The 25891-nt window shown below is 33.7% G+C and carries 22 protein-coding genes and 1 pseudogene; 17 read left to right on the top strand and 6 right to left on the bottom strand.

The genetic code is table 11. The annotated features are described in order from the left end of the window. The 6 genes from DMB91_RS05240 to DMB91_RS05215 form a co-directional block, all read left to right on the top strand. On the top strand, positions 1–1203 hold a 1203-nt coding region (locus DMB91_RS05240), incomplete at its 5' end, for a DUF2972 domain-containing protein (protein ID WP_143116853.1). A gap of 87 nt (positions 1204–1290) precedes the next feature. Continuing rightward, positions 1291–2610, top strand: a complete 1320-nt coding sequence (locus DMB91_RS05235) for an NCS2 family permease (RefSeq protein ID WP_034906057.1) — start codon at positions 1291–1293, stop codon at positions 2608–2610. A gap of 9 nt (positions 2611–2619) precedes the next feature. Continuing rightward, positions 2620–3057, top strand: coding sequence for a phosphoribosyltransferase (locus DMB91_RS05230; RefSeq protein ID WP_034906054.1), 438 nt, complete (start codon positions 2620–2622; stop codon positions 3055–3057). Between the two features lie 124 nt (positions 3058–3181). After that, on the top strand, positions 3182–3868 hold the full coding sequence (locus tag DMB91_RS05225; RefSeq protein ID WP_034906051.1) for a VacJ family lipoprotein: 687 nt from the start codon (positions 3182–3184) through the stop codon (positions 3866–3868). Positions 3869–3877: 9 nt separating this feature from the next. After that, positions 3878–4459 (top strand): phospholipid-binding protein MlaC, encoded by a 582-nt coding sequence (locus DMB91_RS05220; RefSeq protein ID WP_034906048.1) that lies wholly within the window; start codon positions 3878–3880, stop codon positions 4457–4459. After that, positions 4459–6873, top strand: a complete 2415-nt coding sequence (locus DMB91_RS05215; RefSeq protein WP_409513464.1) for an efflux RND transporter permease subunit — start codon at positions 4459–4461, stop codon at positions 6871–6873. Before DMB91_RS05220 ends, DMB91_RS05215 begins: the two co-directional genes overlap by 1 nt. 62 nt (positions 6874–6935) lie before the next feature. Here the strand turns inward: DMB91_RS05215 and DMB91_RS05210 are convergent, their stop codons facing one another. Then, the gene (locus DMB91_RS05210; RefSeq protein ID WP_034906041.1) at positions 6936–7544 is read right to left on the bottom strand and encodes a non-canonical purine NTP pyrophosphatase; all 609 of its coding nucleotides are present in this window, start codon (positions 7542–7544) and stop codon (positions 6936–6938) included. Positions 7545–7662: 118 nt separating this feature from the next. On the opposite strand from DMB91_RS05210, the gene DMB91_RS05205 reads away from it, so the two are divergent. Genes DMB91_RS05205 through DMB91_RS05195 form a run of 3 tightly spaced genes read left to right on the top strand, consistent with a single transcriptional unit; the run spans position 7663 to position 10291 of the window. Continuing rightward, on the top strand, positions 7663–8976 hold the full coding sequence (locus DMB91_RS05205; RefSeq protein WP_034906038.1) for an MFS transporter: 1314 nt from the start codon (positions 7663–7665) through the stop codon (positions 8974–8976). Positions 8977–9032: 56 nt separating this feature from the next. After that, positions 9033–9761, top strand: a complete 729-nt coding sequence (locus DMB91_RS05200; protein ID WP_034906035.1) for a thioredoxin fold domain-containing protein — start codon at positions 9033–9035, stop codon at positions 9759–9761. Between the two features lie 2 nt (positions 9762–9763). Further along, positions 9764–10291 (top strand): hypothetical protein, encoded by a 528-nt coding sequence (locus tag DMB91_RS05195; protein ID WP_052043234.1) that lies wholly within the window; start codon positions 9764–9766, stop codon positions 10289–10291. Positions 10292–10497: 206 nt separating this feature from the next. Here DMB91_RS05195 and gdhA read toward each other — a convergent pair whose 3' ends face one another. After that, positions 10498–11850, bottom strand: a complete 1353-nt coding sequence (gdhA, locus tag DMB91_RS05190; protein ID WP_034906032.1) for an NADP-specific glutamate dehydrogenase — start codon at positions 11848–11850, stop codon at positions 10498–10500. 252 nt (positions 11851–12102) lie between these two features. Here gdhA and DMB91_RS05185 point away from each other — a divergent pair, with 252 nt between their 5' ends. The 3 genes from DMB91_RS05185 (at position 12103) to serC (ending at position 15941) form a co-directional block, all read left to right on the top strand. Further along, positions 12103–13572, top strand: a complete 1470-nt coding sequence (locus DMB91_RS05185) for a DASS family sodium-coupled anion symporter (RefSeq protein WP_034906030.1) — start codon at positions 12103–12105, stop codon at positions 13570–13572. Positions 13573–13869: 297 nt separating this feature from the next. Then, a complete protein-coding gene (locus DMB91_RS05180) occupies positions 13870–14835 on the top strand; it encodes an exopolyphosphatase (RefSeq protein ID WP_034904635.1) in 966 nt (321 codons plus the stop codon). 29 nt (positions 14836–14864) lie between these two features. Continuing rightward, on the top strand, positions 14865–15941 hold the full coding sequence (gene serC / locus DMB91_RS05175) for a phosphoserine transaminase (RefSeq protein ID WP_034904638.1): 1077 nt from the start codon (positions 14865–14867) through the stop codon (positions 15939–15941). Between the two features lie 17 nt (positions 15942–15958). On the opposite strand, the gene DMB91_RS05170 is transcribed toward serC, so the two are convergent. Then, entirely contained in the window at positions 15959–16780 is an 822-nt protein-coding gene (locus tag DMB91_RS05170; RefSeq protein WP_034904640.1) for a peptidyl-prolyl cis-trans isomerase, read from the bottom strand. Positions 16781–16844: 64 nt separating this feature from the next. On the opposite strand from DMB91_RS05170, the gene gltX reads away from it, so the two are divergent. The 5 genes from gltX to DMB91_RS05145 all read left to right on the top strand — a co-directional run bounded on the left by gltX (position 16845) and on the right by DMB91_RS05145 (position 22548). Next, positions 16845–18248 carry a glutamate--tRNA ligase gene (gene gltX, locus DMB91_RS05165; RefSeq protein WP_034904643.1) on the top strand — a complete coding sequence of 468 codons (1404 nt, stop codon included), beginning with the start codon at positions 16845–16847 and terminating at the stop codon, positions 18246–18248. Next, the gene (locus DMB91_RS05160) at positions 18245–18904 is read left to right on the top strand and encodes an MqnA/MqnD/SBP family protein (protein WP_034904650.1); all 660 of its coding nucleotides are present in this window, start codon (positions 18245–18247) and stop codon (positions 18902–18904) included. Before gltX ends, DMB91_RS05160 begins: the two co-directional genes overlap by 4 nt. A gap of 72 nt (positions 18905–18976) precedes the next feature. Then, entirely contained in the window at positions 18977–19747 is a 771-nt protein-coding gene (locus DMB91_RS05155; RefSeq protein ID WP_034904652.1) for a pyridoxine 5'-phosphate synthase, read from the top strand. Then, complete coding sequence (pdxA, locus tag DMB91_RS05150; RefSeq protein WP_034904655.1) at positions 19744–20928, top strand: 4-hydroxythreonine-4-phosphate dehydrogenase; 1185 nt, start codon at positions 19744–19746, stop codon at positions 20926–20928. Before DMB91_RS05155 ends, pdxA begins: the two co-directional genes overlap by 4 nt. Positions 20929–21018: 90 nt before the next feature. Then, complete coding sequence (locus DMB91_RS05145) at positions 21019–22548, top strand: inorganic phosphate transporter (RefSeq protein WP_034904658.1); 1530 nt, start codon at positions 21019–21021, stop codon at positions 22546–22548. On the opposite strand, the gene DMB91_RS05140 is transcribed toward DMB91_RS05145, so the two are convergent. The 3 genes and pseudogenes from DMB91_RS05140 to DMB91_RS05130 form a co-directional block, all read right to left on the bottom strand. Then, positions 22526–23845, bottom strand: a complete 1320-nt coding sequence (locus tag DMB91_RS05140; protein ID WP_034904817.1) for a (Fe-S)-binding protein — start codon at positions 23843–23845, stop codon at positions 22526–22528. The two genes, DMB91_RS05145 and DMB91_RS05140, sit on opposite strands and share 23 nt — an antisense overlap. 2 nt (positions 23846–23847) lie before the next feature. Beyond that, complete coding sequence (gene hemN, locus DMB91_RS05135) at positions 23848–25200, bottom strand: oxygen-independent coproporphyrinogen III oxidase (protein ID WP_034904660.1); 1353 nt, start codon at positions 25198–25200, stop codon at positions 23848–23850. Beyond that, positions 25187–25679 (bottom strand): annotated as a pseudogene (locus DMB91_RS05130) (DUF2603 domain-containing protein). Before DMB91_RS05130 ends, hemN begins: the two are co-directional and overlap by 14 nt. Positions 25680–25891: the final 212 nt, after the last annotated feature.

Below are 25891 nucleotides of genomic sequence, written 5' to 3'. Positions count from 1 at the left end.
AAAACGAGTGAAAATAATACTGATCAAGATGAGTTTAATACAAGCAAAACTTTATCTTATACTGATATAGAAGCTGAAGTGGCTTGGGATTTGAATTTGGCTTTGCCGAAAAAATATAAATTTATCTATTTTCGAATTTGGGGTTGTGCTAATCACTCTACATTTTCATACTTGCATGAGTGCGGTTTTATAGTATTGGAAGAGTTTTCTAGTTTTTGTGATAATAAGGAGAGATATTTTTATTTTTATTACAGGCTTTTGGGTGAAAAAGCTAGGTTTGTTATCTCTATTTTAGCCTCACGATTAAAAGATGATAAAATACTTTATTTGCTTGATGCAAAAGCAAAAGTATTTATGGTGTTGAGAGATCCTTTTGGGATATTAAAAACCTGGGCAAATCATACCCACCCTAATCAAGCCAAGATAAATCCTTTTAATCTAAGCTATAATCCAGTAAAAATCCTTGATAGTGTAGCTTATGATGCAGGAAAGTGTCCAAATGTTGAGGCTATGCATTATGGAGCTCTTGCTTATTCTTTAAGGATTTATGAGTATTTATTTTTCTTTAAAAATCGTGAAATTATAGCCATAGATGCTAAGGATTTAGTCCCTCAAGCTGTTATGCAAACTTTCACAAAATTAAGTAAAATTTTAAATTTTAAAATGCCAGAAAATGAAAACTATTTTAAGGACAAGAAAAATTCCTCAACCTTGCATTTTTTGTTGCCCTTAACTTTGATTTTAGATGAAAATGATATCGATAAGATAGAGGATTTAAGCTCTTTAAGTTTAGATGAAAAAATTTCAGTTATTATTGCTACACCTTTGCAGTCATGGCGGTATGATAAAAAAGAATTTAGGGAGTTAGAAGTTAAGGCTAATCAAGAATGTAAATTTTTTATATCAAAGAATGATTATGAAAAATTGCAAGGCAACAAAAAACTTTTTGACTTTAGTTTAAAATACTTACAAAAATTTTTACACTCATTAGATGAAAGATTAAAGATAGAAGCACAAAAGCAAATTAATGAAAAAGATATACTCGAATATTTTTATGAGAATAAAGAGCAAAGAAAAAAATACCAAAAGATTTTTAAGCAAAATTTTGATTTTTTTGATCAACGTTTTCCTCAAATAGTCCAAAGCTGGAACTATTATCAAAATTTCAATCAGTTGTGCGAGGAGTTGGATGAAAAGGTTTAAAAACCAAATAAGACACAAATTTTAGTTGTTTTTATGCGAATTTATGTTACAATAAAACCTTATCTAAAACTTCAATAGAGGCTTAAAATGGATTTTTTCAAGCTTAAAGAAAACAAAACTAACATTATAACCGAGTGTATAGCTGGACTTACTACCTTTTTAACTATGATTTATATTATCCCTGTCAATGCAAGCATAGTCTCTAATAGTGGTATGCCCTTTGATGCTCTAATCATCGCCACAGCCTTAGTAACCATCATCGCAACTACCATTAACGCCCTTTATGCTAATACTCCTATAGCTATGAGTGTTGGTATGGGTTTAAATGTGTATTTTACCTTTGGCGTGTGTGTAGCTCTAAATATCCCTTGGCAAAGTGCCTTAGGAGCAGTGTTTATCTCTGGTGTTGTTTTTTTGCTCCTTTCTTTTACAAATTTTCGTGTCTGGGTAGTAAAGAGCATACCACAAGACTTAAGACTTGCGATATCAGCTGGCATAGGGGCGTTTATCGCCTTTGTGGCTTTGCAAAATTTAGGCATAGTTAAAGCCGATCAAAGCACCATTGTTGCTTTGGGTGATTTTAAGGATACAAAGGTGCTTTTTGGGCTTTTTGCTTTGTTTTTGGTGATCTTATTTTGGGCTTTTAAGCTTAAAGCAGCTTTTATCTTAGCCATACTTGCAAGCTCTTTAATTGCTTGGATTTTTGGTATAAATGGGGCAAGTTTTCCAAAAGAAATTTTTTCTTTGCCAAATTTAAGCGGAGAAAATGGCTTAAGTGAAATTTTTCTTAAGCTTGATATAAAAGCTGCCCTTGAGCTTTCTATGATACCTATCATACTGACTTTTTTTGTTACTCAGCTTTTTGATGGGGTTGGCACGATTACTGGTATTGGGGTGCGGGGTAAAATTTTTGATGCTAAAAAAGAAGGAGATAAAAAACTTGGTAAAACCTTAAGTGCAGATGCTGCAGCTTCAGTGATAGGAGCTGGTATTGGCACTTCAACGGTTACAGCTTTTGTAGAAAGCACTTCTGGAGTAGAAAGTGGAGGAAGAACTGGCTTAACTGCTCTTGTGGTTGCGTTTTGCTTTGCTTTGACTTTATTTTTGCTCCCTTTGTTTAAGGCTATACCTTCAAGTGCGATTTATCCGGTGCTCATTATGGTAGGAATTTTAATGTTTATGAATGTTAAGGATATAGACTTTAAAGATCCAGCTGTAGCCGTTGCGAGCTTTTTTATCATCATTTTAATGCCACTGACTTATTCGATCACAACTGGCTTTGCTTTTGGCTTTTTAGCTTATATTTTAGTGCGTATATTTCGCAGAGAATTTTCTCAAATTTCACTTGGCATTTTGGCTTTAAGTGCGATTTCTTTGCTTGTTTTTTGCTTGCAATTTTTTAGATAGGAGATAAAAATGATCGTTTATCCGTATGAGGAATTTGAAAAAGATGTCAAGGTTTTAGCCAAACAAATAAGAAGCGATTTTAACCCAGACGCTATCGTTGCGGTAGCTAGAGGAGGTATGACTTTAGGACATTTTTTAGCTATGCATATCAATACTCGTTTGATTTTTACACTTAATTCTATCCATTATGATGATACTGCAAAGCTAGGGCATATAGAAATCTTTAATGTCCCTGAATTGAGTAAATTTAACAAGGTTTTAATTGTTGATGATATCATAGATAGTGGTGAAACTATGCAAGAAATTTTAAGAATTTTAAAAGAAAAGTTTCCAAACATAGAATTCAAGGTGGCAAGTTTATTTTACAAAGATCAAGCCCTTTTAGAGCCTGAGTTTAAGGTGAAAAAAACAGATGAATGGATAGAGTTTTTTTGGGAAAAGATATAAAACTCAAACTTAAACTTTTAAACACATTGTAGTGCTAGAACGAACTAAATGCTACTTTATAACATTAATTTTACAATTTATTAATTTATGCTAAAATCCTAGCTTTGATTGTTTAAGGAAAAATTTGAAAAAAAATATCTTTTGTCTTTTTTTATGTTTAAGTGTGTTGAGTTTTGCAGAGGACTTTGAGGACTTTGAGCAAGAATTTAGTTTTGAGGTGTATGATCCTTTAAGAGGGTATAATGAAGTGATGACTTCGTTTAATCTTGGCTTTTATAAATATGTTGCTAGACCGGTAAGTAAAGCGTATGGGTATGTTACACCTGATTTTGTAAGATATGGGGTAAGAAATTTCACAAGCAATATACTTATGCCCTTGCGTTTTATCAATAATGCCTTGCAGTTTAAATTCAAAGAAGCTGGCACGGAGCTTAAACGTTTTGGCGTAAATGTCGTTTTTGGCTTTTTTGGTTTTATTGACGCGGCAAGTAAGACAAATATCCCTAAATATCCAGCCGATTTTGGCACGACTTTGGCTCATTTGGGCGTAGGAAGTGGCTTTCATCTCGTGCTGCCTTTTTTGGGACCGAGCAATCTTAGGGACACGCTTTCTTTGCCGATAAATTGGTATTCTAGTCCAACTGGTTATATCGATCCATTTTTATTAAGCGTTGGTGTAAATTCGTATATTATAATGAATGATATGAGTTTTGAACTTGATACTTTTGATGAAATTTATTTTAATACCCCAAATATCTATCCGTTTTTACGCGATGCGTATGAAAAAAGGCGGATTGAGATGAGTAAATAAGGAGAAAAGATGAAAAAAATACTTTGCATACTCTGTTTGAGCGTGTTTTACGCTTTTGCTTTGAAGCTTGAGAGCCTGCCACAAATTATGCAAGAAAACATAGATAAAAGCCTTGTTTTACTGCAAAATGCCGCCAAGGACAAAAGCAAAGCTGCTGATGGGATTTTTAAGCTTTTTGATCCTATATTTGATTATAAACTTATGGCAAAACTCAGTCTTTCAAAAAACTATGATAAGCTTAGTGCGAGCCAAAAAGCCGAATTTGATACAGCTTTTGAAGCCCAACTCAAGGCGAGTTTTACGAGCAAACTTAGCCTTTATACAAATGAACGCATCGAAGTAAAAAAGCTCGAGCAAAAAAACGATACAAGAGTGTGGCTTCACTCGGTTATGGTTATAGACGGCGAAGCTAAAAATATCATTTTTAAATTCTACAAAGCTAAAAATGATGAATGGTTGATCTATGATGTTGATGTTTTAGGCATTTCTATTATACAAACTTATCGTTCCCAATTTGCTGATTTATTTGAAAAAGAAGGTTTTCAAAGTTTGCTTGTTAAGCTTAAAACGATTGATTTTGAGGGCAAATGATCTTTGAAACTCTGTTTAAAATTCTAATCAAACACGCTAAACTTACACTTTGTATAAGCTTTAGTATATGCGTGTTTTTAAGCTTTTTTGCCAGCAAGCTTAGCGTTGATGCAAGTGCTGATAGCCTACTTTTAGAAAATGATGAGGATTTAAGTTTTTATAGACAGATTAATGAGCGTTATAAGAGTGATGATTTTTTAGTGATCGCTTTGCATTTTAAGGATGAAAACCCTTTTAGTGAAACCAATCTTAAAATGATAAAAAATTTACAAAATGAGCTTGAAGCAATCAAAGGCGTGCAAAGAATTTTAAGCATTATTAACGCTCCTTTGCTCACAAGTAAAGACAATGAAGACTTAAAAGCCTTGCTTGAACACATCCCAAGTCTTGCTGATGAGAATATTAATAAAAGCAAGGCTAGAACCGAAATTTTAAATAGTCCCTTTTATCAAAACAATATCATCTCAAAAGATGGCAAAATTACAGCTTTGATTGTGTATTTTGAGCCAAATTTAGCTTATCTTGAGCTTATAAAAGAGCGTCAAAACGCAACAAATGAAGTTTTAAAAGCTCAAATTCAAAACAAACTCGACCTCATAAGCGAGCAAAATAAACTCGAAAATAAAACACGACTTGATACCATAAAAGCCATCACTTCGCGCTATGAAAAGCAAATCGGCACGATTTATCTTGGCGGTGTTAGTATGATCGCTGATGATATGATAAGTTATATTAAAGCTGATTTGTGGGTGTATGGAGTGGCTTTAAGCCTGCTTTTAATGCTTGTTTTGTGGCTATTTTTTCGTAAATTTTCTTTTGTGTTTTTAGCACTTTTAACTTGTTTTGTCTCGCTAAGCACGGCAAGTGGAGTGTTTGCTCTGCTTGGTTTTAAGATCACGGTAATTTCATCAAATTATCTTGCTTTTATGCTTATTATTAGTATTTCTTTGATTATCCATCTTATCACGCATTTTATTCATCTAAATAAAAAATTTCCAAAAGCAAATTCGGCTAGACTTACTCTAGCCACGCTTTTAGCGAAATTAAAACCAAGTTTTTATGCTATCTTAACCACAGCTATTGGCTTTTTAAGCCTCATTTTTTCAAATATAGAGCCTATCATTAAGCTTGGTATAATGATGAGTATAGGCATAAGTATAAGTCTTGTGTTAAGCCTTGTTTTCTTTGCGTGTTTGATGCCTTTTTTTGCTAGCAAGAAGCTTTTTGAGCAAAGCTTTAATTTTGGCTTTTTGGCGTGGTGTGCGAATTTTAGCTTCAAGCGAAAAAAACTTGTTTTTCTTGTCAGTGCAGGGTGTCTTATTATCGCTTTTTTTGGAATTTTACAGCTTAGGGTTGAAAATTCTTTTGTGAATTATTTTAAAGAAAGTTCTGAGATTAAAAAAGGTTTGCTTGTTATTGATGAGTATTTAGGTGGCACCATGCCTTTAGAAGTCGTGCTTCGATTTCAAAACAAAAGCTCACAAGCCACTCAAGATAGTTTTGAAGATGAATTTAACGCACTGGCTGAACAAAAGACTTATTTTTTTAGTGCTGATAAGATGCGTTTGGTTAAAAAAGTGCATGATTACTTTACTCAAAAGGAATTTGTTGGCTCAACTCTTAGCTTAAATAGTCTTTTAATACTTGGTAAAAGCATCAATGAAGGTAAGGATTTAGATGATTTTGCTCTGGCTTTTTTGTATGAAAATTTACCTTTGAATTTTAAAGACGAGCTTTTAAATCCCTTTGTCAATGTCGATGAGAATGAACTTCGTTTTGTTATGCGTATAAAGGACTCTGACGCAACGCTTCAAAGGAATGAGTTTTTAAAAAGTATAAATGAAGAACTTGGCACACTTTTGCAAGGAGAGGCACTTGAGTTTAGGCTTAGTGGTATAATGCTTCTTTATAATAATATGCTTCAAAGTCTCTTTGCATCGCAGTTTAACACTCTTGCTTTTGTCATTATAGCGATTTTTGTGCTTTTCGTGCTGGTGTTTAAAAGCTTTAAACTTGCCCTTGTGGGCATACTTGCTAATATCATTCCTTTAAGTCTTGTTTTTGCTTTTATGGGCTTTTTAGGCTTAAGTCTTGACCTCATGAGCATAACTATAGCGGCTATTTGCATAGGTATAGGCGTAGATGATAGCATACATTATATCTACCGATTTAAAGAAGAGCTTGGCAAAAAAAGCTTACAAGAAGCACTAATAGCGTCCCATCTTCACATAGGTTCAGCCCTCTTTCAAAGCAAGGTTGCCATCATTTTAGGCTTTAGTGTTATGATGAGTAGTAATTTTATCCCAACGATTTATTTTGGCTTTTTAACTCTTATTGTGATGATACTTTTGCTTTTAGGTAGTCTTATCTTGCTACCTAGTTTGCTTTCAAGCTTAAGAGTGCAAAGTAAATAAGTATAAAGCCATAAAAACAACATACACTGCTACTACAATGAATATATATTTGATAAATGCCTTCATTTTTTTCCTTTGTAAAAAGTATTGAGCCAAATTTGACTCAAACTCAAAGCTCTAAAGCGATGAGAAATACCTCGTTTCACGCTTTCATCAAGTTCGCCTAAGGTTTTGGCAAAGCCATTTGGGATAAAAAGGCTATCATAGCCAAAGCCATTTTGTCCTTTTTGTGTATCAATAACCTTGCCATGTAAAAAGCCATGTGAATAAAACTCGCCTAAATTTGAGCTTAAAGCTATGCAGGCTGTATAATGAGCCTTGCTTTCTTTAAGACCAAGTTTTTCAAGCTCCTTGATGAGTTTTTGTCTATTGCTCCCATCATCGCCTTGTGCTGAAAAGCGAGCTGAATAAATTCCTGGCTTATTATCAAGTGCAACGACGCTTAAACCACTATCATCACTTAAAACCACAAATTCAGCCCTTTGCTTTGTGTTTAAAGCCTCAAAGACAGATCTGCTTTTAATCAGGGCGTTTTCCTTGAAACTTCTGCCATTTTCTTCTATTTTAAAAGGCTTTAGCACCTCATTAAAGGCATAAATTTCAAAGCCACTCAGCAAGTCTTTAATCTCTTTGAGTTTGTGTTTGTTTGAGCTAGCTAGAAGTATTTTCATAAAAACTCCAAATTAAAAGCTTTATTATAGCTAATTTTGCTTAAAGAATAAAATAGCATTAATGATAAATTTAGCTAAGCTTAGTAAAATTAAGACTTAAAATTATCAAGGAAAATCAATGCTAAAAAGCGTCTTACCTCTTTCTTTTATCATCGCAACAAGATTTTTTGGGCTTTTTATCGTGCTTCCTGTTTTAAGTGTGTATGCCTTAAAACTTGATAAGGCTACACCTTTTTTAGTAGGCTTGCTCGTTGGAATTTATGCTCTTACTCAAATGCTCTTACAAGTGCCTTTTGGTATTTTAAGTGATAAAATGGGACGCAAAAAAACTATGTTTATCGGGCTTATCATCTTTATTATAGGCTCATTTATCTGTGCTGAAACAAATGATATTTATATCATGCTTTTAGGTAGAGCCTTGCAAGGTGCTGGGGCTATTGGAGCTGTGGCTGTGGCGATGATTAGTGATTTTATTAGCGAGGAAAAGCGATCTAAGGCTATGGCGTTAATGGGAGTATTTATAGGCTTAGCTTTTGCAAGTTCTTTAATCATCGCTCCTTTGCTGAGCGAAAAATTTGGACTTTCAAGCCTTTTTTATCTTAGCATAGCTTTAACTTTACTTTGCATAGTGCTTTTATATACTTGGGTGCCAAAAGAAAGCAAGATCATACAACACAATGAAAAATCGCCACTCAAACGCTTTTTGATAGAGAAAAATTTTGCTTTGATGAATTTGACAAATTTTTCGCAAAAAATGCTTATGAGTATAAGCTTTGTATTTATCCCTTTGATGCTTGCAAGATTTGGATTTGCTTTGTTTGATACTTATCTTTATTCGATGATTGCTGGTTTTGTAGCTATGGGTATGGCTGGAGCTTTAGGCGAAAAAAAAAGGCTTGCTAAGAGTATGCTTTTACTTGGGGTTGTTTTTTTTGCTGTGGCGTATTTTTTATTTGCTTGCGTGCCTTCTCTTTCTTTTTTAAGCTGGGGAGGGTTTGTTTTTGTTTTTGCTGTGGTGCTGTTTTTTGTGGGCTTTAATCTGCATGAGCCTATTATGCAAAGCTGTGCTTCTAAATTTGCTAAAGCTGGAGAAAAAGGAGCAGCTTTAGGCGTGTTTAATTCTTTTGGCTATGCTGGAAGTTTTGTGGGCGGGGTTTTAGGAGGCTTTGTGTTGAGTGAAAAGGCATACTGGTATCTTTCCTTAAGCTTGCTTGCTCTTGTTGTTTTTATCGTGTTTTGGTTTATTTTGCTGTGCTTTCTTAAAAATCCAAGTGATTTTAAAAATATCTATCTGCCTTTAAGTCAAAAACTTGATACAAACGCACTTTTAAAGCTTGAGGGCATAGTTGAAATTTATGAAAACACGCAACACAAAGTTATTAAATATGACTCAAAACTTATTGATGAAAAAGAAATTCAAAATAAGTTTTAACGAAATATTTACAAAGCTTAATTACAATATAAGAAATTTATAAAAAAGGAAAAAAGATGAAAAAGCTTCTTAGCCTTTCAACTCTTACATTAAGTTTAGTTTTTTCTCAAGCATTTGCTGATAAAAACGATGAAGCGATTAAGTTTTATACTGATTTAATTAAAATGCAAATGCCAAATGCCAAAGTCTCGGTTTTAAAAAAAGAAAAACTTGAAAACTCAAATATCACAAGTGTAGAGCTAAGTATAAAAGTTGGCGAACAAAGCACGCAGGATATTATTTTTGTGCAAGATAATTTCATCTTTCCAGAAATTATCGACGTCAAACAAAAAAGAATGTATCGCCAAGAATACGAAATGGCTTCACTAGAGCGACAAAGAACAGAGTTTTCGCAAAAAGCAAAAGCTGTTCTTAAAAACGAAACGCAAATCATCACACTAGGCGATAAAAATAAGCCTGTTTTGTATGTTTTTAGCGATCCTGAATGTCCTTATTGTAGAGCTCATTTAGCAGGCATTGAAGAAGAACTTAAGAAAAATCAGCTCAAATTCATCATTACTCCAGTGCATGGAAAAAGTGCCTTTGAAAAAACAGCTTTGATTTATAAAGAAAGCAAGAATGCCAAAACAGACGCACAAAAAATCGCTATTTTAAGAAAATATTATGATGAAAATATCAAAAATTACGATAAAGTTTCTCAAAAAGAACTAGATACTTACTACGCTCTTTTTGAAAAATACCAAAAGCTTGGCTTAAGATCGGTTCCAAGTATCATTAAAGAATAAAAATGCGAATTTGCATCCTTGTCTTTTTTACTCTTTTTATTTCAGCGTGTGCTTCTAAGGTTGAAAGCTTTATGCAAACGAGTAATGAAGGCATTTTTATCAAAACCACTTTACCAAAAAGCATAAGTATAAATTTACAAAATCCAGCCCAAATTCCAAATATGCTTCAAGCAAAACTTGAAAATGCCCTTGTGAATAAGGGCTTTAGTATAGCTGCAAATGCAAATACTGCGGACTTTGAAATTTTACTTAATCTTGTTGATTTTAGGAAATTTTCTTATGCAAGAAAGATAAATAGCGGTAGCGTAGGCTTTATATATGGACCTTTTATGAGGGTAGATTATGATTATGAGGTAGAAAATTTCTATCTTTTGCAGGTTAATATTCAAATTACAAACACACTCACAAAAGAAGCACAAAAAACAAGCCTGATCGCTAGAACAAGCTTCCTAGCTAACACAAAAGAAAGCAAAGCTTCCTTAGAAGATAAAATTATCACTCAAATTTTAAGCTTTTTTTATGTATATTAATCCTGCTTTTGCTAGCTCATTACACTCGTTCTTATTTAACCTTTCTTTGTCTCTCTTTTATCATTGCTTTAGAGATATTTCTAAGCTTGTTTTATCTTACGCACTTATACGCTTTGAAATATCTTATAATAACTCGAATAAAAATTATCCACGATCATTAAGCTAGTGCATATTTTTTCATTTTCATTCCTTTTTTGTGTTTAATTTTAGCAATACCCATGCTCAAGCATAGCTTCAGCGACTTTTCTAAAGCCGGCTATATTTGAGCCTACGACGAGATTGCCACTATGTTTGAATTCTTTTGCGGTTTCATAAGAATTATGAAAAATATCTTTCATAATATTATGAAGTTTTTTATCTACCTCTTCAAAGCTCCATTGTGCCATACCTGCGTTTTGTTGCATTTCAAGTTGAGAAGTTGCCACACCGCCAGCATTTGCAGCCTTAGCTGGAGCAAAATGAAAATCCTTTTGAGCAAGCATAAAATTAATCGATTCTAAAGAACTTGGCATATTTGCACCCTCAGCCACAAAACGACAACCATTTTTATAAAGAGTTTTGATGTCGGCTAAATTCAGCTCATTTTCAGTTGCACTTGGGAAAGCTCCATCACACTTTACGCTCCAAACGCCATTTGTGCCTTTTTTGTATTTATCTACACTTACGAACTCAGCACCTTTTTTTGCTTTTGCATAATCACTTACCCTGCCTCGTTTAACTTCTTTAATTTCCTTTAAAAGTTCAAGATCAATACCTTCTTTATCATACACAAAACCAGAGCTGTCGCTAATCGTAACAGCTTTTGCACCAAAGGCAGCAAGTTTTTCTATAGTATAAATAGCTACATTTCCACTTCCTGAAACAGAACAAACCTTGCCTTCAAGCGAATCTTTTGCCTTTTTAAGCATTTCATCAGCAAAATATACACAACCATAGCCTGTAGCTTCAGTTCTTGCAAGGCTCCCACCCCATTTTAGCCCTTTTCCTGTAAGTGTGCCATCAAATAAATTTGTGAGTTTTTTATATGCTCCAAACATATAGCCTATCTCTCGCCCACCAACACCTATATCGCCAGCTGGCACATCAGTATTTGCACCGATGATTTTACTCAGTTCTAGCATAAAAGCTTGACAAAATCGCATAATCTCGCCCTCACTCTTACCCTTAGGATCAAAGTCTGATCCGCCCTTACCACCACCTATCATAAGTCCTGTTAAAGAATTTTTAAAAATTTGCTCAAAGCCTAAAAATTTAAGCACATCTAAATTTACACTCGGGTGAAAACGAAGCCCACCCTTATAAGGTCCAAGAGCCGAGCTAAACTGCACGCGGTAACCTAAATTCGTTTGAGCTTTACCCTTATCATCGATCCACACGATGCGAAATTGAGTAACTTTTTCTGGCACCACAAGTCTTTCTAAAATGCTGTGCTGTTCATATCTTTTGTCTGCCCTTAAAATAGGCTCTATAGAATGTAAAACCTCGGTAGCAGCTTGTAAAAAAGTGGGCTGAGAGGCTTTTTTAATATTTTCTAATACCTTGTTGATGTATGCACCCATTGACTCTCCTTTTGTGTTGAAGTTTCAACCCAAATACTTTACAAAAAATCAGCTTTGAAAATACTTCAAAAAATATTAAATTCATAAAAAACCTAACAAATTTATAATTTATATAAAACTACCTGACTATATCTATAATTTTTTTTTGATAAAAGTTCACAAAATGCTTTTAAAAAAATGTATCATTTTTGCTCATTTTTTCAAAATAAGTGTTAAAATACTTCATAGACAAAAATTTAAAAGGAGAATTTTATGTCTTATGCTAAACTCTTAGCACCTATTGTTATCGGGGTGTTTGTATATTTTTCTCATTATCTTTTTACTTTGCCCGATGGTTTAAGTCTTAATGCTTGGCTTTATTTAAGTATTTTTGTTGGGCTTATTATAGGTCTTATTTTAGAGCCTATAGCACCAGCTCTTATAGGGGTTATAGCTATTACCTTAGCGGTGCTTTTTAAGGTAGGTCCTGTAGGTTCTGGAGATACTCAAGCAATAATTAAAGATAGTGCGGCTATAAAATGGGGGCTAGCAGGGTTTAGCGATTCAGTTGTATGGCTGATTTTTGCTGCTTTTACTATAGGACTTGGTTTTTCTAAAACAGGTTTAGGCGAAAGAATAGCTCTTTATCTTGTTTCCAAGCTTGGAAAATCAACTCTAGGTTTAGGCTATGCTATTGCTATAGTCGATCTTATTTTAGCTCCTTTTATTCCTAGTAATGCAGCAAGAAGCGGAGGGACGGTTTATCCTATAGTTAATTCTATAGCTCCTATGTTTGAAAGCTATGCAGATAAAAATCCGAGAAAAATAGGAGCTTATCTCATATGGATAGGTTTAGCTAGTTGTTGTGTTTCAAGTTCCATTTTTTTAACAGGGCAAGCTCCTAATCCTCTTGCTTTATCACTTATCTCTAAAAGCAATGTTGCTGTTGTGGATTGGCTTAGTTGGTTTTTAGCTTTTTTACCTGTTGGTATTATACTTTTTATACTTACTCCTTTACTTGGATATTTTATTTACCCACCTGAAGTTAGGGGTTCAAAAGAAATAGCTCTTTGGGCAGAAGATAAATACAAAGCCCTTGGAACCATGCCTAAAACTCAAATTTTTATGCTTATTATAGCTCTTATAGGACTTATACTTTGGGTTGGAGCAAGTTTTTTTCAAATCAATGCCACTACTACAGCTTTGATTATGATTATTTTAATGATAGCATGCAAGGTGATTACTTGGCAAGATTTTCTAGCCAATAAACCTGCTTGGAACACCCTTGTTTGGTTTGCTACTTTAGTTACTATGGCTGGGGGACTTAAAAACGTAGGATTTTTGGACTATTTAGCTAATGCTTTAGGACATCAACTTACAGGATTTAAACCTTTCATAGCCATGATTTTACTTTTAATGCTTTTTTCTTGGCTTAGATATTTCTTTGCTTCAGGCACGGCTTATGTAACTGCAATTGTTGCTATTTTTGTGTCTTTAGCAAGTTCTATACCTGATGCAAATCCTGCACAAATTATGCTTATTCTTGTCTTGCCTATGGGTTTTATGGGAGTGATCACTCCTTATGGAACAGGTTGCTCTCCTTTATGGTTTGGTAGTAATTATATAAAAGGTCCTCAATTTTTCTTATTGGGCGGGGTTTTTGCTCTAATTTATATGATAATCTATCTGCTTGTAGGAATTCCTTGGGTAGAATTCATCAGTCCTTATTTAAGCTTTCATTAAAAAATAAGACAAATTTGCTTTAAAGCAAATTTGTCTTAAAGTTTCTAAAAAATTCCAAATATTTTTATATTTCCATTGTTTTAAATTTTAATACGGAGTAAAAACAAATGGAAGAAAATTGTTTTTAAAGGTTTAGCTTTAGGTTCTATGGTGGATTTGCAAGCTCAAATGAAAATTTTTAATTTAAATTAAAAAAGTTTAATTATAAAAAAAGTTAAATTTGAAGTGATAAGGTAAAAATATTATTATAAAATAACATAAAAAAATTATGAAAATTGCAAGTAAAGAAAGGAAAATATGCTTGGCATTGATCTTGGTTCAAACACGCTTCGAGCTATTGAAATGAATGAGCATTTTAAGGCGATAAAAGAAGCTGAATTTGTTATCGGTGCGGCTCGTGATTTAAGTAAGAGCAAAGAAATCTCTCAAGAAGCCATTGAAAGACTTAAAAATGCTTTAAAGGAGCTTGAAAATCAGGGTTTTGAACTTAAAAATGCTCATGCAGTAGCTACGGCTGCGTTTCGCAAAGCAAACAATACTGAAGCGATTTTTAAAGAATTAAAACAAGAATTTGGTGTAAGTTTTAGACTTATTAGTGCTGATGAAGAAGCTAGATTGAGTGTTTTGGGTATGAAAAATGCACTGAAAAACTTAAATTTTATGGAAAAAAATCTTGCATTTTGTGATTTGGGTGGGGCAAGTTGTGAGCTTTCTTTTAAAAACTTCTCGCAAAGTTTTGATTTTGGTATCATTTCTTTTTATGAAAAAGCAAAAGCGAATTTTAAATCTACTCAAAATGTGAATTTGTCAGCCTTTAATGTAAGATATTTTTTAAAAAATAGCACAAATAAAAAGCTTAGACTTGAGTTTTTGCTTAAGGATCAATTCCTTAAACATCTTGCCTTTGAGGCTTTGAAGCAAAGTAGTGAAGCCTTGCAAAAACTAAAGCGTTTTAAGGGTAGGGTTGTAGTGCTTAATTCTGGTGTGCCTACAAGCGTAGCAGCCCTTAAAAAAGGCATTGCTTATCAAAACTATCAAGCAAGACTTATTAATGGCACATTTTTAAGGCAGAATGACTTTTTGTATTTTGCCTTAAAACTCTCAAAGATGAGTAAAACTCAGGCTGATTTTTGGGTAGGAAAAGACAGAAGTCGTTTTCTTATCGCTGGGGCGTTTTTACTCTTTGCTTTGTTTGATAGGCAAAAGCTCATCGTTGTTGATGAGGGTTTAAGAGAAGGTGTTTGTATCGCAGCACAAAATTAGCTATAATTTCGTTTTGCAAAGGAGAAAAAATGAGAAAAATCAATTTTAGTGCAGGTCCATCAACCCTGCCCTTAAATATCTTAAAGCAAGCTCAAGAAGAGCTTTTAGACTATGAAAATAAAGGCTTTTCTATTATGGAGATCAGCCATAGAACCAAAGTTTTTGAAGAATTGCATTTTGAAGCGATGAATAATGCAAAAAAACTTTACGACATAGATGATGAATATGAAGTGTTGTTTTTGCAAGGTGGAGCAAGCCTTCAATTTGCGATGATTCCTATGAATTTAGCTTTAAATGGGATATGCGAATATGTTAATACAGGCATTTGGACAAAAAAAGCCATTAAAGAGGCAACGATTTTAGGCATCAACCACAAAGTCATCGCAAGTAGTGAAGATCAAAGTTTTTCTTATATTCCAGAATTTGAGTTTTCACCAAATGCCGATTATGGTTATATTTGCTCAAATAACACTATCTATGGAACGCAGTATAAAAGCTATCCAAAGAGCAAATGCCCTTTAATCGTCGATGCTTCAAGTGATTTTTTCTCAAGAAAGGTTGATTTTAGCAATATAGGCGTGTTTTATGGGGGCGTGCAAAAAAATGCTGGAATTTCAGGACTTGCTTGTGTGATTATCCGCAAAGATATGCTTGAAAGAAGTAAGCAAAAAAACATACCAAGTATGCTCAAATACAGCATTCATAGCGAAAATAACTCTTTATTTAACACACCACCAACCTTTGCGATTTATATGTTTGCTTTAGAAATGAAGTGGCTTTTAGAGCAAGGCGGACTTGATAAGGTGCATGCAAACAATCAAGCTAAAGCTAAACTCTTATATAGCACTATCGATGAAAGCAAGGGCTTTTATAAAGGGCATGCAAAGGCTGAAGATCGCTCTTTGATGAATGTGAGTTTTAATGTAGCTACGAATGCTAAGCTTGAACCAATTTTTATAGAAGAAGCCCAAAAGCAAGATATGTTAGGGCTTAAAGGACACAGACTTTTGGGTGGAATTCGTGCGAGTATTTATAATGCCATCACTTTAGAGCAGGTTAAAACCTTGTGTGAATTTATGAAGTATTTTCAAGGTAAATTTGGTTAAGAGTTTAAAAATGGGCTTTAGTGAAGGTATTGAATCGTCGCTTTTGCCCTTGCTTTATCAAAAAAATCCTTAATAAAATTTTGTCTTTGCTCGTTGATATAGACATTTGCTACCTCTTCTTTAATCTGCTCAAAAGGCAGCGTTTGAGGCTGATGTTTAGCTTTGACTTGGTAAATACTTAGCTCACCGCTATTTTGTAGTATAGGCGAAAATTCGTTGATATTTAGTCTTGAAAGAAAGGCGAGTAAGCGTGGATCAGCATTGCTTGTATTTAAATTTTCTCTATGTTCTTTCACGCCAGAAGCTTTTTTACCACCTTTTTGTAAATTTTCTAAATCCCTTGCTTCATAAGAGCTAAAAATATTGACATCGATACTTGCATAAAGCACAAACTCATTTGAATGTGTTTCAAAATACGATCTCATCACATCTTCACTATTGTCGATTTTTGCTCCGCTTGCTACTGCTTCGTAAAGCTTTTTTCTTTGCATTTGCTTTTTAAAATCTTCTTTAAAATCCTCTAAGCTTTCACCACTTGATCTTAAACTCGCTTGCAGGCTTTCCATACTGCCCCCACTTTGAGTAAGCATTTTGTTTAACTCATTTTCAAATTCAAATTCATTGATAAAAATTCCCATTCTTTTAGCTTCGCTCTCTTCTAAACGATCGTTTATGAGCATAGATATAGCTTGATTTCTTGGCACTTTAAGTTTATTCACCGCTTCGTTAATTTCAAAGGAAGTGATAGGCTCTTTATTAACGATGATGGCAATAGAATTGATTTCTTGTGCGTGATTTAAAGAGAGTAAAAAGCATAAAAAAAAGCAAATTTTTTTCATATCAAACCTTTATTTAAGTATAAATATTGCATTATATCAATAAATTTTTACCAAAGGGCAAAAAATGCAAAATTTAACAACTCGTTTTGCTCCAAGCCCCACAGGATACTTGCATATCGGGGGTCTAAGAACAGCACTTTTTAATTATCTTTATGCACGAAAAAATGGGGGTAAGTTTTTGTTGCGTATAGAAGATACAGACTTAAAACGCAATAGTGAGGAGGCAACTCAGGCTATAATAGAAGCATTTAAATGGTGCAAGCTTGATTATGATGGGGCTGTGGAGTATCAATCCAAACGTTTTGATATATATAAAAGCTATATTCAAAAGCTACTTGATGAGGATAAGGCGTATTATTGTTATATGAGTAAAGAAGAGCTTGACGCACTAAGAACGCAGCAAGAAGCTAGAAAAGAACGACCACGATATGATGGGAGTTATAGAGACTTTACAGGCACGCCACCAGCTGGAATTGCACCTGTTGTGAGGATTAAAGCACCTCAAACAGGAACTATTTCTTTTATCGATGGAGTAAAAGGCGATATAAGCTTTGAAGCAAAGGATATCATAGATGATTTTATCATCGCAAGAAGTGATTTAAGTCCAACTTATAATTTTACTGTTGTGATTGATGATGCTTTAATGGGCGTTAGTGATGTGATACGAGGTGATGATCATCTTTCAAACACACCTAAGCAAATCGTGCTTTATGAGGCTTTAGGCTTTACAATCCCAAAATTTTATCATTTAGCTATGATACACGGCGAAGATGGCAAAAAACTTTCAAAAAGACACGGTGCAACTGATGTGATGGAGTATAAAACTTTAGGTTTTTTACCTGAAGCACTTTTAAATTTTTTAGTGCGTTTGGGCTGGAGTCATGGTGATGATGAAATTTTTTCTTTAGAGGAGCTTAAAAAGATATTTGATCCAAGCCATATCAGTAAAAGTGCTTCAACTTATAGCTTTAAAAAGCTTGAATGGCTTAATGCTCATTATATTAAAACCTTAGTTTTTAAGGAGTTAAATGAGCATATAAAAGAGCTTGGCTTTGATTTTTCTAGCATTAATAAAGGAGAGTTTTTGCTTGATCTTTTAAGAGAAAGGGCAAAAACCTTGCTAGAGCTTATCGACTCTGCAAAAAGTATTATTAATATTCCTCAAACGTATGATGAAAAAGCAGTGGCAAAATTTATTAGCGAAGCAAGTTTAGAGCTTTTAGAGCAGTTTTTAAACTCTTTAAAAGCTGAAAAAACCGCTCATACGATGAAAGCAAATGAATTTGAAAGCTTTACAAATAGTTTTTTAGAAAGCAAAAATGCTAAGCTTAAAGATTTAGCTCAAGCCCTACGCATAGCCATTACTGGGAGTTCAGTTAGCCCTAGCATATTTGAAGTGCTTGAATTTATAGGCTTAGATGAGCTTGAGGCAAGAGTAAATGCCTTTTTAAAGGCGATAAAGAAATGATATTTGGCAAGATTGATTATATTAATTTACTACCCTTGCATATCTATCTTAAAAAATATCCCCTTCCAAATGGCTTTAAAAAGGCTATGGAGTATAAAAAAGGTGTGCCAAGTAAGCTTAATATCGACTTGTTTTTTGCACGCATAGATGCAGCTGTAATTTCAAGCATAGAAAGTGCACGTAAAAAATATCAGAATTTAGACTTTGGAATTTGTGCAAATAAAAAAGTCAAATCTGTCCTTGTTGAAAAAAACACAAAACAAGCAAACGACACAGCTTCAGCAACTTCAAATGTCCTAGCTCGCGTTTTAAAACAAAAGGGCAGGGTAATCATAGGCGATAAGGCTTTAAATCTTTATTTAAAAGAGCCAAATGCTTATGTTGATTTATGCGAGTGCTGGCATAAAAAGACAAATTTACCCTTTGTATTTGCACGTTTTTCTTGTCTTAAAAAAAAGGCTTTATTTGCAAAAATTTTAAGTAAATTTGACAAAGAAAAGACTAAAATTCCAAACTATATACTGAAGCATTATGCTCAAAGTAGGGGTATTAATGAAGCTGATATTAAGGCATATTTAAGGCTAATTTATTATGATATAAAGGTAAAAGAAAAAAGAGCTTTAAAGCGTTTTTTAAAAGAAGCTTCAAAGCTTTAATAAAAGCAAAATTAAGCTTTCAAATTCTATGATACATAATATTTATTTTAAGTCAAATTCAAAGGATAAATCATGCTTTTAGGCGTAAATATCGATCATATCGCTGTTTTAAGAGAGGCTCGAAAGGTTGATGATCCTCAAGTGCTTGAAGCAGCATTTGTGGCTGCAAGATATGCTGATCTTATTACGCTTCATGTAAGAGAAGATCGCCGACATGCCAATGAAAACGATCTTAAAGAGATCACTACATTTTGCAAAAGCGTAGTGAATTTAGAGTGTGCTAATACTGATGAAATGATAGAACTTGCTTTGCATTACAAGCCTTACAAAGTTACTTTAGTGCCTGAAAAAAGGCAAGAACTTACCACAGAAGGCGGCTTAAATCTCGATATAAAAGGGCTTGATAGCAACATTAACAAGCTTAAGCAAGCCGGGATCGAAGTTTCTCTTTTTATAGACGCGAACGAAGTTGATATTTCTAAGGCAAAGCTTTTAAATGCCGATAGCATAGAGCTTCACACCGGAGTGTATGCAAATTTGCACAATGCTCTTTTTAGCAATATCCTACACACATCTTATAAGATCAAGGAATTTGAGCTTGATAAAAATAGTCTAAAACTTAAACTTAAAGATGAATTAGAAAGGCTTAAAACGGCAGCTGTTTTGGCTCAAAGTTTAAATTTATTTGTCGTGGCTGGACATGGCTTAAATTATAAAAATGTCAAAGATATAGCTCAAATTAAAGAGATTAAAGAGCTTAATATAGGGCAAAGTATCATCGCTCGTTCGGTTTTTGTAGGTTTAAAAGAAGCAATTTTAGAAATGAAAAGCTTGATTGTATGAAAAAAATATTTCAAAAGCGTCCAAAACTTGCCATCAGTATAGGTGATATCAATGGTATAGGCTTGGAGCTTTTGCTGACTTGTCATAAAAAAATCTCGAAATTTTGTGAGCCTTATTATTTTATCCATGAAAGACTTTTAAAACAAGGGCTTAAAAAGCTTGATTTGAGCTTAGATGATGATTTTCATATCGTTGAGTTTGACAAGGGCGAGGTGTTTGAATTTAAAGAGGATAAAAGCTCAAAAAAACTGCGTATTTCAAGCTTTATAAGTCCTATTCAAAGTAAAAGTAAGAATAAATTTGATATTCAAGCTTCAAAGATTGATAAAAACAGCGGTTTATACAGCTTTTTAAGTTTTGAAAGTGCGTGTTATTTTACCCAACAAGGCTTTGCAAAGGCGTTAATTACCCTGCCCATTCATAAAAAAGCGTGGCAACTTGCAAATATAGACTATAAGGGGCATACTGGGGCTTTGAGTGATTTTTTTAAACAAGATGCTATTATGATGCTTGGTTGTTCTAAGCTTTTTGTTGCACTTTTTACCGAACATATCCCCTTAAGTGAGGTGAGCAAACGTATCCAAATTCCAGCTTTAACTCGCTTTTTAATTAACTTTTACACACAAACTCATTTTAAAAATATAGGCGTTTTAGGCTTTAATCCACATGCTGGAGATTACGGGGCGATTGGTGGGGCTGAAGAGGAAAAGATAAAAAAAGCCGTGCAGATAAGCAATGTTTTTTTAAATTTAAAAGAAAATCAAAAAAATCAAAATTTTTTAAAAGCATATTTTAAAAAAAATAATGACGCATATATCCTAGAAGGGCTTTTGAAAGAGCCTAAGATATGTGATATGCTTTATCAAAAAATACATATAAAGCATTTTTATATCCCTGAAATTTTAGTCGCTGATACAGCCTTTACTAAGACTTCTTTAAAACATTGTAACCGCCTTGTAAGTATGTATCATGATCTTGGACTTGCTCCGCTTAAAGCTTTGTATTTTGAAAAAAGTGTAAATATTAGTTTAAATTTGCCTATCATTCGAACAAGCGTTGATCATGGCACTGCTTTTGATAAGGCTTATAAAAATGCAAAACTGAGTACAAAAAGCTATGAAGAAGCCATAAAATCAGCTTTAAAGCTGATAAAAACAAGGCATTCTTCATACCATTTTTAAACACTTTCAAGTAATTTTTTATTTTTAAAAGCAAAAAAAGCGAAATCAAGCTATAATGATGATTTAAAAATCATTAAAAAAGGTTTTTTCGTGTTAAGAGATAATGCTGTAGCTTTATTTATCTTTGTTATTAGCGTGATTTGCTTTTGGATATGGGGATATAATTATATCCCAAATTACTATTTGATCTTATTTATTTTAGCGAGTGTTTTTGGCATTTTTATGGCATTTAACATAGGTGGTAACGATGTTGCAAATTCCTTTGGAACAAGTGTTGGAGCTAAAACGATCACGATCAAGCAAGCCTTAATCATCGCGGCTGTGTTTGAGCTTAGTGGGGCAGTATTTGCTGGAGGTGAAGTCACTAAAACTATACGAAGCGGTATAGTTGTTTTTCCAAGTGATTTAAATCCTATGCTCTTTGTCATTATTATGCTTTCTTCTCTTTTAAGCTCTGGCTTATGGATCTTTGTAGCGACAAAAAAAGGCTTGCCTGTTTCTACTACTCATAGTATTATAGGTGGTATAGTTGGTGCAAGCGTGGCTATGGGAGCGTTTTATTTTAGTGGGGCACAAACTTTATCTATGGTCAATTGGCTTGAGATTGGCAGGATAGCTTTAAGCTGGGTAATTTCTCCACTTTTGGGTGGCTTGGTTTCTTATATGATCTTTTTTTATATTCACCGCAAAATTTTAAGCCCTTCACAAAAGCTTGGCGAAAACCTTAAAATCATTAAAAAAGAAAAGAAAAATTTCAAAGAAGAATTTTTCTCAAATCTTAAACAAATGCCTCAAAGCGAACAGATTAAAGAACTAAGTGCTATTGTTTTAGATGATGAAGATGAAAAAACAAAAAGTTTTTATAAAAACAAAATGAAAGAGTATAAAGAACAAGAAAAAAATATGGATATTTTTGCAGAAGCTAAAACGCATATCCCTATGGTTGGTTGCGTTGCGGCGATGATTATCGCTTCTATGTTTTTGTTTAAAGGACTTGATAAAGTAAGCACACTTAATGCTATACAAAATGTTTGGATTGTGTGTATCATCGGTATCATCGCTTATATACTTACTTTTGCGGTGGTTAGGATAGTTAAGAAAACAGAACTGAATAAAACTATAGATCGTATTTTTTCTTGGTTTCAAATTTTCACTGCTTCAAGCTTTGCATTTTCACATGGTGCAAATGATATTGCAAATGCTTTAGGACCTTTTGCGGCGATTTTAGATGTGTTTAAAAACGGTGTGATTAATCCAAACTCCCCTGTGCCTTTTGCTGTGCTTTTGATGTTTGGTATTGCTCTTGTGATAGGGCTTTGGTTCTTGGGAAAAGAAGTGATTACAACGGTTGGCTCAAAACTCGCACAAATTAAGCCTGCAACAGGCTTTAGCGCAGAACTTGGTGCAAGTATAGTAATCTTGCTTGCGACACAATTTGGCATACCGGTAAGCTCTACACACATACTCATAGGAGCGATTTTAGGTATAGGTTTGTATAATAAAAACGCAAATTGGACGATAATGAAACCTATAGGCTTGGCTTGGATTATTACTTTACCAGTTGCTGGGATTTTAGGGGCTATATTTTTCTTTGGCTTTAAGCTCGCTCTTGGCTTGTAAGCACTGAAGCGATAAGTTCGAGTGGATTTTTAAATAAAACACCACTTTGAGCTTGAGTAAGGGCATTTGAAATTTGCATTCTACAGGCTGAACATTCTGCACTGATGATTTGAGCTTTGCTGGCTTTGATATCCTCAGCCTTTTTAAGTCCAACTTGCAAAGCCTTATCATAATATTCAGTTTGCATACTTACCCCACCAAAACCACAGCAAGTATCTTTTTGTGAAAGCTCTATGAGTTTAAAATTTGCCCTTAGCAAAGCTCTTGGCTCTTTAAAAACGCCTTGCATTTTCTTTGCATGACAAGGATCATGATAAGCGATAAGCAAGTCTTGTTTGCCCTTTTTTTCAAGCAAGCTTAAAAACTCATGTTGCTCATAAAAATATTTTGTTGCCAAAGTGATCTTGCTTGCAACTTGTTTTGCTCTTTTAGCCCAATCAGGTTGATTTTGCAACTCAAAAAAATGCTCATAATCCACATTTAACATTGCCGAACAAGTTGCTTCTGGCACAATGATAGCTTCAAGAGTTTCAAGTTTTTTTTCAAAATATTCTATATTTTTTTTAGCTAAAACCTCAACCCTTTTAAAATCGCCCGTAAAATACTGAGGTGCTCCACAGCATACTTGATCTTTCATTAAATCCACATTGATCTTAAGCTCTTTAGCAATGATTAAAACTGCTTCAGCCGTGCTTATATAAGCATAATTTGCCAAGCAACCCACAAAAAAGCCTATGTTTTTTGCTCCGCCATTATCTATAAATTCAGGCTGTGAGTTTAAAAAGCTTTTCTTGTTTAAACTTATAAGCAAACGTCCTTTTTTCACCATAGGAAAAGAAAATCTTGCTCTCATACCAAAACTTTTTTGCAAATCACCCTTTTTATCAGTATTTGCAATGCTATTTTGTCCTTGAATTTTAAAAGCACAGCTTTGAAAAACATAACCAAATTTTGCCACTATATCCATAATCTTGCGTTTAGAAAGCAAGAAAAAAGCAAGTTTTTTATACCACGCAATGCCGTATTTTTGAGCCAAATCAAAACGAATAGCCTCAATCGCACTATCAACCCGTAAGCTACTAGGACATACTTGCACGCAATTTGTGCATAAAAAACAGCTTTCAAATATCTTTTTGATATTTTTATCAAGTGCTAATTCTTCTTCTTTTACCGCTGCGATTAAGTCTAAAAAGCCCCTTGGACTAGTTGTTTCATCAGCATTGATCTCATGAATGGTGCAGGTTGGGATACATTTGCCACATTTTACACATGCATTTGTTATATCTTTTAAAAGCATCATTACACCGTTTTTGAAAAAACTTTTTGATCGCGGTATTTTTGCAAATACGCATCAAAACACATAGCGATATTTCTTATTAGTAAAGCTCCTGTTTCGCTCACTTTTAAGGCATTCTCATCAAGGCTAAAAAAGTCTTTGTATTCATCTAAAAGTTCTAAATCCCTAGCAAAATAGGTCTTAAAATCAATGCCAAATTCACGCTCAATACCTTTGATATCAAGAGTAAAATTTGCCATCAAAGACATAATCACAGCCTTTCGTATCTTATCATCATCATTTAAAAGCACGCCTCTTTCAAAAGGAAGCTTACCCTCATCAATAGCCTTTTCATAACTTGGCATATCTTTATAATTTTGTGCGTAATGACTTATGCCTTCTCCTATGCTTGTAAGCCCAACACCGATTAAATCCGCTCCACCTTTAGTAGTATAGCCTTGAAAATTCCTATGCAAAGAGCCATTTTCTAGAGCTTTAAAAAGTTCATCATCTGGTTTTGCAAAATGATCCATGCCTATCATTTTATAATGATTTTTCGTTAAAAACTTTTCGCAGTATTCTAAAATTTCAAGCTTAACATCTGGACTTGGTAGGGTTGTTTCATCAAATTTGCGCATATTTTTTTTAAGCCAAGGCACATGAGCGTAATTAAAAATCGCAAAGCGATCCGGATTTATAAGCAAGGCTTTTTCAAGAGTTTTACTAAAGCTTTGCAAATTTTGAAAAGGTAAGCCATAAATTAAGTCCATATTCACAGACCTAACGTCCTTATTACGCATCATTTTAACAGCTTCTAAAGTCAGTTCAAAGGGCTGAATTCTATGAATTTCTTTTTGCACTTTTTCATCAAAATCCTGCACGCCAAAGCTGATCCTGTTAAAGCCATTTTGCGTTAAAACTTCAGCTTGATCCTCGTTTAAAAACCTTGGATCAATCTCACAGCTTAATTCAGCCTCATCATCAAAATTTACAAATATACTTTTAATCTTTACAATTAAGCGATTAAGCTGTTGGGCTGAAAAAAAAGTCGGTGTGCCACCACCAAAGTGCATTTGAACGACTTTTCTTTGTGTGTTTATATGTGTTTTTAAAAGCTCAAGTTCAGTAAATAGATACTTTAAATACCGCTCTTTGTTTTCTTCCTTGGCGGTGTAAATGACATTACAGCCACAAAAATAACACGCACTCCTACAAAAAGGTAGGTGAAAATACAAGGACAAATCCCTTGTTTGAGCCTTAAGAATGTGTATATAATCTTGATATGCAAACTTAGTATTAAATTCCAAAGCCGTAGGATAAGAAGTATAGCGAGGTCCGGGTTTTGAATACTTTACAAAAGCCTTATAATCTCTCATTGTGTTTCACCTTGCATCACAAGACTTTCCATATCGACAAAAAGATTTGGGTGTTCTTTTTTAATATTTTCCATGAGCTTTAAAAGATCGATATTAAGCTGAGTGGCGTTATTTTTGGCTCGTTTTTTGATCTCGTCCATTGCCACAATCCAAACATCATTAAAATCAATGGGAATTTGCTGATAAATCGCCTTTTCAAGCCTAAGTTCAAAATTTTCTTTTTGAAGTTTTTTGAGTCCTTCGAGCATACTTTTAAGGCTATTGATTGAAATTAAAGTATGCAAATTATCTTCCTCATCGATAACAAACCAAGGTTCAGGAGCTTGCCAATGTCCGCTTTTTAAGCTTAAAATTTTTTCGTTTTCATTTTGGGTATTTTTTAGTTCAAGTATAGTTTTATCATCTGCTTTAATGCCTAAATTTTGGCTTAGTTCATCTATTTTTTGAAGGCTTTTGCTTTGTTTTTCTAGGCTTTTCATCAATTTTTCCTTGTTTGTTCGTTTATCATTTTAAGATTATAGCACTTTTTGGCTTAGAAAGATAAAACAAAAAGAGAAAAAGCTTTAAAAACTTTAGTGCAAAATGAGTTGCAAAATAAAAAATGAAAGAACTTTTAAGGATAGTTTTATAAATAAAACTTTATAAAATTTACAAAGCGAAATCTTATTTTCTTAAATTTTGCTTTTTTTTT

The sequence above is a fragment of the Campylobacter sp. MIT 97-5078 genome (genome assembly GCF_006864455.1).
Taxonomy (GTDB): domain Bacteria; phylum Campylobacterota; class Campylobacteria; order Campylobacterales; family Campylobacteraceae; genus Campylobacter_D.
The sequence above is the reverse complement of the archived record's forward strand: the minus strand, read 5'-3'. Positions and strand labels throughout refer to the sequence as shown.